Below are 8,143 nucleotides of genomic sequence, written 5' to 3' on the forward strand. Positions count from 1 at the left end.
TATGATTCGGTTGCGTAATACCGAACTTAGTTAAATTCGAGTTCTACCTGACCTTTGCCAAGTAGTTGTTTTAAATCATCTAATAATGCGTCACTTGGCGTCACTCGCCATTCTGTACCTAACGTTAAACGCGCCCGTGCATCAGAGCGCTGGTAGTATACATGGACAGGAACGCTACCCGCCCGATGAGGCTCTAGTATTTGACTAAAGCGCTCAAAAAAACGGTCATTGATTTGAGATTGGTCGAGGGAGACAGATAATCCTCGTGCGTACTTTTCACGAGCTGACCCGAGATCCATAACCTCACGCGCGGACATTTTAAGACCACCATTGAAATCATCAAAGCTGACCTGTCCCGAAACAACCAAAATTTTATCTTTTTCTAACAATTCTGCGTATCGATCTAGGGCATCGGAGAACAACATCACTTCCATTCGGCCACTTCGATCGTCTAACGTCATAATACCAATGCGTGTTCCGCGCTTGGTTGTCATTACCCTTGCAGCAATCACTAGACCCGCAACAGTAACACTTTGATCACGCCTTGTTGGCGTCGCGTCTTTTAGTCGACAACTAGTATACTTACCAAGTTCCTTTATGTAGGCATTTATTGGGTGCCCGGTCAAATAAAGACCTAAAGTATCACGCTCGCCTTCAAGCCATACCTTCTCTGGCCACGGCTCTATTTTAGTATATTTGTGCTCAACTTCTTCCGGCGCTTCAGTCAATACACCGAACAAATCTGTTTGACCAAAGGCCTCCGCTTGGTGATGTTGGCTTGCAGCTTTTACTGCATCATTGAGTGATGCCATCATCGCCGCACGGTGTGGGCCAAGACGGTCAAGCGCGCCAGCGTAGATCAGCTTTTCAATCACACGCTTGTTAACCTTTTTCAGGTCGATACGGGCACAGAAATCAAACAGGTCTTTAAAGTGACCATCTTTGTTACGAGCTTCTAAGATCGCATCAATCGGGCCTTCACCAACACCTTTAATAGCACCAATGCCATAGACAATCGCTCCAGTTTCATCGACGTTGAAACGATACAGACCGGCATTGATATCTGGCGGCAGGACTTTGAGCTTCATGCGGAAACACTCATCGACCAGGCCAACCACCTTCTCGGTGTTATCCATATCGGCAGTCATTACCGCAGCCATGAACTCGGCAGGATAATGCGTTTTTAGCCACAGTGTTTGGTACGAAACCAGTGCGTAAGCGGCGGAGTGTGATTTGTTAAAGCCATAACCCGCGAACTTCTCTACCAAGTCGAAGATTTTCATCGCCAGTTCGCCATCGACACCATTGGCAATCGCACCTTCTTCAAAGGTGGCACGCTGCTTAGCCATCTCTTCAGGTTTTTTCTTACCCATCGCACGACGAAGCATATCTGCCCCGCCTAGCGTATAGCCAGAAAGAACCTGAGCGATCTGCATTACCTGCTCCTGATAGAGGATAATGCCGTAGGTTGGCTCTAGGATCTCTTTTAGCGAGTCATGCTGCCACTGTTCATCAGGGTATGAAACCGCCTCGCGCCCATGCTTACGGTCGATAAAGTTATCTACCATGCCCGATTGCAGCGGCCCCGGACGGAACAGAGCTACCAGTGCGATAATATCTTCAAAACAATCTGGTTGAAGGCGTTTGATTAGCTCTTTCATACCACGTGATTCAAGCTGGAATACCGCCGTGGTCTCTGAGTTTTGTAGCAGATTGAATGAGGCTTGGTCGTCGAGCGGAATCGATTCGATCGCAACCGGATCCTTACCCTCTTTCGCCAAGCGCGGGTTAATCAAACCTAGCGCCCAGTCGATAATCGTCAGTGTACGCAGACCTAAGAAGTCGAACTTAACCAGACCAGCGGTTTCAACGTCGTTCTTATCAAACTGAGTAACAGGGAAATGACCTTCCGCATCGGCGTAAATCGGCGCAAAATCTGTAATCGTAGTTGGTGAGATTACAACACCACCTGCGTGCTTACCCGCGTTACGTGTACACCCTTCTAGGATGCGACACATATCGATCAGCTCTTTAATCTCTTCGTCGTTTTCGTACAACTCAGGCAGTGCAGGTTCCGCTTTAAAAGCTTTCTCTAGGGTCATGCCCGGATCTGGCGGCACAAGCTTAGAAATACGGTCAACAAAGCCAAAACCGTGGCCGAGTACACGACCTACATCACGGATAACCGCTTTTGCCGCCATAGTACCGAAAGTGATGATCTGTGACACCGCATCACGGCCATACATCTCCGCAACGTGGTCGATAACTTGGTCACGCTTATCCATACAGAAATCGACATCGAAATCGGGCATGGAGACACGCTCTGGGTTAAGGAAACGTTCGAATAGCAGGTCATATTCAAGTGGATCGAGGTCAGTGATCTTCAACGCGTAAGCCACCAACGAACCGGCACCCGAACCACGACCTGGGCCTACTGGAATGGCATTATCTTTTGACCACTGGATGAACTCCATTACGATCAAGAAGTAACCTGGGAAGCCCATGTTGTTGATGACTTCTAGCTCAATCTTAAGGCGGTCCTCATACTCTGGTCGACGCTCTGCACGAACAGCAGGATCTGGGAATAGAAATTCGAGACGCTCTTCAAGCCCCTCTTGTGATTTCTTAACTAAGAACTCCGTCTCTTCCATACCTTCAGTTGGGAAGGCTGGCAGGAAGTACTCCCCTAAACGGACAGTGACGTTACAACGCTTAGCAATCTCTACGCTATTCTCTAGTGCCTCTGGGATGTCGGCAAACAGCTCACACATCTCTTCTTCAGTACGGAGGTATTGCTGAGCACTGTAATTTTTTGGTCGACGCGGATCTTCTAGGGTATAGCCATCGTGAATTGCAACGCGAATTTCGTGCGCATCGAATAGCTCTTCCTCCAGGATTACCACATCGTTAGTTGCAACCACGGGCAGCTCGTGTGTATCGGCAAGCTCAAGGGCGAAATGAAGGTAAGTCTCTTCATCTGCACGTCCAGTGCGGACTAAATCTAAGTAGAAACGATCTGGGAAGTGAGTTTTGTAGAATTCGACACACTCTTCGACTACCTTTTGGTTGCCTTTGAGCAGCGCTTTACCTATTTCGCCATTTTTGGCACCAGAAAGAACAATCACCCCTGCCGATAGCTCTGCCAACCACGCTTTATCGATCACTGGTTGGTGCTGAACATGACCACGTAAGTAGGCTTTAGAGATCAGAAGCGTGAGGTTTTTGTAGCCTTCGTTGTCTGCCGCTAACACTGTCAGCTTAGTCAGTTCATCACCAAACTCTGGCGACTGCATAACGAAGTCAGCGCCAATGATCGGCTTAATACCACAGCCGTGTGCCGTGCCATAGAACTTAACCAGACCACACAAGTTGGTGAAATCGGTCAGTGCCATTGCTGGCATTCCCAGTTCCGCTACCTTCTTGACCAAGGGAGGCACTTTAGAAAGGCCATCGACCATGGAAAAGTCACTGTGAACTCGAAGGTGGATAAACTTTGGGTCTGACATGAATAGAGTCCGAACGGGTTGTAAATTCTAAAGATAATTGGGGTATTTTAAGTGAAAAACGCTGACTTATATACCCCTAAAATTGTATTGCTACTCAATGCCTAGCGCACGTTTGACTGGCTTAAAACTCTTGCGATGCTGGTCGATGACACCGTGCTTCTCGATAGCCTCAAAGTGAGCTTTGGTGGGGTAACCTTTGTGCCTAGCAAAGCCAAATTCAGGATGCTGTTTATCAAGCTCTTCCATCTCTTGGTCACGTACTACTTTCGCTATGATAGACGCGGCACTGATCTCAGCAACGCGCAGGTCTCCCTTAACCACGGCTTGTGATTGCATCGGCAGTTGTGGGCAACGATTGCCATCAATCAAAACAAAGTCAGGTTGTAGTTCTAATCCCGCAACCGCTCTTTGCATCGCAACCATAGTTGCTTGCAGGATGTTCAGTTCATCGATCTCGTGTGGTGAGCAGCGCCCTACTGACCAAGCCAACGCTTTCTGTTTGATTTCCGGCAGCAAGGCTAAGCGTTTTTTCTCAGAGAGTTTCTTTGAGTCGTTAAGACCTTCAATAGGATTATTTGGGTCCAAGATCACCGCAGCAGTAACCACGTCTCCCACCAACGGGCCACGCCCTACCTCATCAACCCCGGCAATAAGGTTGAAACCTTGAGGATATTCGAACGGAGGTAATTCTTTGGTTTGTTTAGTCATGTTGTTGCTCTTTGCCGATCAATCTAAGTACCGCTTGCGCAGCTTGAGTATCAGCATCTTTGCGAATCAGTTTATGCATTTCAGTAAAGCGGCTCATCAGCTCTTGGTTATCACGGCTTAGCATTTCATCTACAGCAGGCACTAAGAACTCAGGATCACACTGGTCTAAAATCAGCTCTTTTACCAACTCTTCACCTGCCAGTATGTTTGGCAGCGATACATACTTGGTGATCGCCATCTTCTTCACTAGCCACCCCGTCAGTCGGTTAACCTTGTAACCCACCACCATAGGGCGCTTAAGCAACATACACTCTAGTGCGACGGTGCCTGAGGCTAGTAATACTGCATCTGAGGCGGTAATTACGTTGCGAGCGGTATCTTGAACAATGGTAAATTCGAGCTCAGGTGCTACTGATTGCCAAATTTCTTCAAACTGCTGACGACGCTTATCATTCACCGCTGCGACAACGAAGCCGATATCAGGGTACTTTTGCTTTATTTGGCGACAAGTTTGAATAAAAGGTTCTGCGATCAGACCCACTTCTCCACCACGACTGCCCGGTAAAACCGCTAACCACTGTTTGCTCTGTTCTAAATTGAGCAACTCGCGCGCTTGCTGTTGATCGGGTTGAAGTGGGATGGCATCCGCTAAGGTATGACCGACAAACTCACAGGCAACCTGGTACTTATCATAGAAGGCTTTTTCGAACGGCAAGAATGCCAACACAAGATCCGTCGCCGCATCAATTTTGAAAATGCGCTTTGGTCGCCAAGCCCAAACAGACGGGCTGACATAGTGAACCGTCTTAATGCCCTTTTTCTTCAGGTCTAACTCAAGGCGTAAGTTGAAATCCGGTGCGTCAATACCAACAAACACGTCCGGCGGATTGTCAGTAAAATACTTAACCAACTCTGCTTTTACTTTTAGCAACCTTGGCAGACGCCCAAGCACTTCTACCAAGCCCATCACCGCGAGCTCTTCCATCTCGAACAGAGATTCACAACCTTGGGCGATCATCTTAGGGCCACCAATGCCGACAAACTCAGCATCAGGGTACTGAGCTTTAATCGCCTTAATGAAGCCTTCACCTAAAATATCGCCGGACAATTCACCAGCGATAATGCCAATGCGAAGTGGTCTTTCCATGCCTGAATTACCTATATAAATACAAAAAGATCGCACCCAAGGAGCGCGATCTTTTATCAATCAACTAACGCGTCTTAGCGAATAACGCCACGCTCAGAAGTTTCCACGAAATCAATAAAATGTTGGATAGATGGCCAGTCACCCGCCATCTGTTCTAAAACTTGTTTCGCTTCAGCTTGCGTTTTACCTGCACGGTAGAACTCTTTGTAGGCGTTACGTAGAGCACGTAGTTCAGCTTTTTCGAAGCCATTACGCTGCAAGCCAACAAGGTTCAGACCAAACGGAGTCGCGTGATTACCTTGTGCCAATACATAAGGTGGTACGTCTTTCACAACCGCAGAACAGCCACCAATATAGCTGTACGCGCCGACTTTACAGAATGGATGGATAGCAGATAGGGCCATCACGCCAGCGTAGTCTTCAACGGTCACATGACCACCAAGAATCGCATTGTTGCCGATGTGAACATGGTTACCAACGATAACATCATGAGCAATGTGAGCGTTAACACACAACAAGTTATCGTTACCAATCACTGTTGTTGCTTTGTCTTGTGTAGTGCCGCGATGGATTTGTACCGCTTCACGAATCACGTTGCGATCGCCGATCACAACGGTAGTCTCTTCACCGCCGTATTTCTTGTCTTGGTTCTCTTCACCAACTACAGCGTGTGGGAAAATACGGTTCTCTTTACCAATTGTCGTATGACCCTTGATAACTACGTGAGACATAACCTCGGTGCCTTCACCAATCTCAACATTACCTGAGATATAAGTAAACGGACCTACAGTTACATTGGCTGCGATTTTTACCTCACCTTCAATAACAGCAGAAGGGTGGATCTGAGCTGTTTCATGGATCATATTAAAACTCTCGACGAGCACATTTTAGTTCAGCAGAACACACTACTTCACCATCAACCTTCGCTACACCTGAAAATGCAGCAATACCACGGCGCTCTTTTAAGAACTCCACTTCAATAACCAGTTGGTCGCCAGGAACGACAGGTTTACGGAACTTAGCACCGTCAACACTTGCGAAATAGTATAGTTCGTTCTCTGATGGAGCACCGAACGATTTAAATGCCAATAGACCCGTTGCTTGAGCCATTACTTCTAAGATCAGTACTCCTGGGAATACAGGTAGTTGTGGGAAATGACCTGTAAACTGAGGCTCATTTACTGAAACATTCTTGATCGCTGTTAGGTATTTCTCTTCTTGAAAATCAATCACACGGTCAATCAGTAAGAATGGGTAGCGATGCGGTAACAATTCCTGAATTTCAGTAATGTTCATCGTTTTGTTTTCAGTAGTCAAAGTCATATTCCTATATTGAATGCTAAATTTGTTTCTGACGGGCATTATAGATGAAAAAGACCCGCAATACGCGAGCCTTTTCGATTCAAGTTAGAGCTAGGCGTCTTGTTTGTCAGCCAACAATTTCTCTACTGCCTTTAAACGCTTGTTCATGTCATCGATACGATGGACACGAGTAGCCGTTTTACGCCACTCTTTATTAGGCTGCAGTGGAATACCGGAAGAGTACATACCCTTCTCATCAATTCCGCGCATAACCATACCCATTCCGGTAATGGTTACACCATCGGTAATTTCAATGTGACCGTTAATAACGGTACCACCACCGATAATACAGTACTTACCAATCTTAGTACTGCCCGCGACAATCGTACCACCCGCCATAGCCGTACCATATCCGATGTGTACGTTGTGGGCGATCTGCAATTGGTTGTCTAGAATCACGTTATCTTCGATAACAGTGTCATCTAACGCACCACGGTCAATGGTAGTGCACGAGCCGATCTCGACACGATTACCAATGCGCACAGAGCCAAGCTGAGGGATCTTAACCCACTCGCCTTTTTCATTCGCATAGCCAAAGCCATCAGCACCAATTACCGTGTTAGCTTGCACCAAACAATCAGAGCCTAAACTCACTTCATGGTAGATCGAAACGTTCGACCACAGCTTAGTGTTGCTGCCTATCTTAGCGTTTTTACCAATGAAACAGCCTGCGCCAATGACAACGTTGTCACCAAGCTCTACGCCTGATTCAATCACAGCGTTGGCACCGATTGAGACGTTTTCGCCCAATACAACATCGCCAGCAATGACAGCTGAAGGGGCAATGCTCTCTGCTGGTGCTGGGGTAGTATCTAACGCTTGTGCTACTTTAGCAAAAGCAACGTACGGATCATCCACTACAAGCGCATTCCCTGAACAAAGCTCACGCTGCGCTTCTTTTACCATCACTACTGTTGCCTTGCACTCACCTAAGTACTTAGCATATTTAGGATTAGATAAGAAGGTAACATGTCCTTCTTGCGCCGTATCCATCGGCGCAACCATAGTAACTACGGCAGTTGCATCACCATGCAACTCACCGCCAGTAATTGTGGCCAACTCGGCCAGAGAAAGTCTTGTCATAGCTACTTATTTTAGAGAGTCGATTACAGCTTTAGAAATATCGTGTTCTGGCGTAGCGAAACGAACAACTTGTTGATCAACGATCATGTCAAAGCCTTGTTTCTTAGCTACGTTGTCGATCGCATCTTGGATAACTTTGAATAGCTTCTGCTCTTCTTCCGCTTGACGACGCTGTCTTAGCTTATCAAAAGATTGCGCTTTCAATTTCAGTTCGCTTTCTAATTGACCAATCTCCAAACGCAGTTTTTCGATATCTTCAGGGCTCATTAGGTCGCCGTCACGCTTTAGCTTTTCAACTTTGCCTTTACCTTTGGCTTGAATCGCTTGTAGTTCTGCA

7 protein-coding genes are annotated in these 8,143 nt (G+C 47.0%); all 7 read right to left on the reverse strand.

Annotated features, from left to right (window positions below; all coding sequences use genetic code 11):
- Positions 1-26: 26 nt before the first annotated feature.
- Positions 27-3,506 carry a DNA polymerase III subunit alpha gene (gene dnaE, locus QTO00_RS01580; protein ID WP_331422555.1) on the reverse strand — a complete coding sequence of 1,160 codons (3,480 nt, stop codon included), beginning with the start codon at positions 3,504-3,506 and terminating at the stop codon, positions 27-29.
- 90 nt (positions 3,507-3,596) lie between these two features.
- Positions 3,597-4,214: a ribonuclease HII gene (gene rnhB, locus QTO00_RS01585; protein ID WP_038203449.1), complete on the reverse strand. Its 618-nt coding sequence runs from the start codon at positions 4,212-4,214 to the stop codon at positions 3,597-3,599.
- The gene (gene lpxB, locus QTO00_RS01590; protein WP_331422557.1) at positions 4,207-5,361 is read right to left on the reverse strand and encodes a lipid-A-disaccharide synthase; all 1,155 of its coding nucleotides are present in this window, start codon (positions 5,359-5,361) and stop codon (positions 4,207-4,209) included. The genes rnhB and lpxB overlap by 8 nt, the downstream gene beginning before the upstream one ends.
- 74 nt (positions 5,362-5,435) lie before the next feature.
- A complete protein-coding gene (gene lpxA / locus QTO00_RS01595) occupies positions 5,436-6,224 on the reverse strand; it encodes an acyl-ACP--UDP-N-acetylglucosamine O-acyltransferase (RefSeq protein WP_038203455.1) in 789 nt (262 codons plus the stop codon).
- 1 nt (position 6,225) lies between these two features.
- On the reverse strand, positions 6,226-6,678 hold the full coding sequence (gene fabZ / locus QTO00_RS01600) for a 3-hydroxyacyl-ACP dehydratase FabZ (RefSeq protein ID WP_331422559.1): 453 nt from the start codon (positions 6,676-6,678) through the stop codon (positions 6,226-6,228).
- Between the two features lie 96 nt (positions 6,679-6,774).
- Positions 6,775-7,806 carry a UDP-3-O-(3-hydroxymyristoyl)glucosamine N-acyltransferase gene (gene lpxD / locus QTO00_RS01605; protein WP_331422560.1) on the reverse strand — a complete coding sequence of 344 codons (1,032 nt, stop codon included), beginning with the start codon at positions 7,804-7,806 and terminating at the stop codon, positions 6,775-6,777.
- A 6-nt stretch (positions 7,807-7,812) separates the two neighbouring features.
- Positions 7,813-8,143, reverse strand: a 331-nt coding sequence (locus tag QTO00_RS01610; protein ID WP_331422561.1) for an OmpH family outer membrane protein, incomplete at its 5' end; no start/stop codon positions are given.

It is taken from the genome of Vibrio sp. M260118 (assembly GCF_036533755.1).
Taxonomy (GTDB): Bacteria; Pseudomonadota; Gammaproteobacteria; order Enterobacterales; family Vibrionaceae; genus Vibrio.

Bases quoted from the DNA above. Each gene is read 5' to 3' on its own strand.
- dnaE (WP_331422555.1), bottom strand. From the start codon at position 3,506: ATGTCAGACCCAAAGTTTATCCACCTTCGAGTTCACAGTGACTTTTCC.
- rnhB (WP_038203449.1), bottom strand. From the start codon at position 4,214: ATGACTAAACAAACCAAAGAATTACCTCCGTTCGAATATCCTCAAGGT.
- lpxB (WP_331422557.1), bottom strand. From the start codon at position 5,361: ATGGAAAGACCACTTCGCATTGGCATTATCGCTGGTGAATTGTCCGGC.
- lpxA (WP_038203455.1), bottom strand. From the start codon at position 6,224: ATGATCCATGAAACAGCTCAGATCCACCCTTCTGCTGTTATTGAAGGT.
- lpxD (WP_331422560.1), bottom strand. From the start codon at position 7,806: ATGACAAGACTTTCTCTGGCCGAGTTGGCCACAATTACTGGCGGTGAG.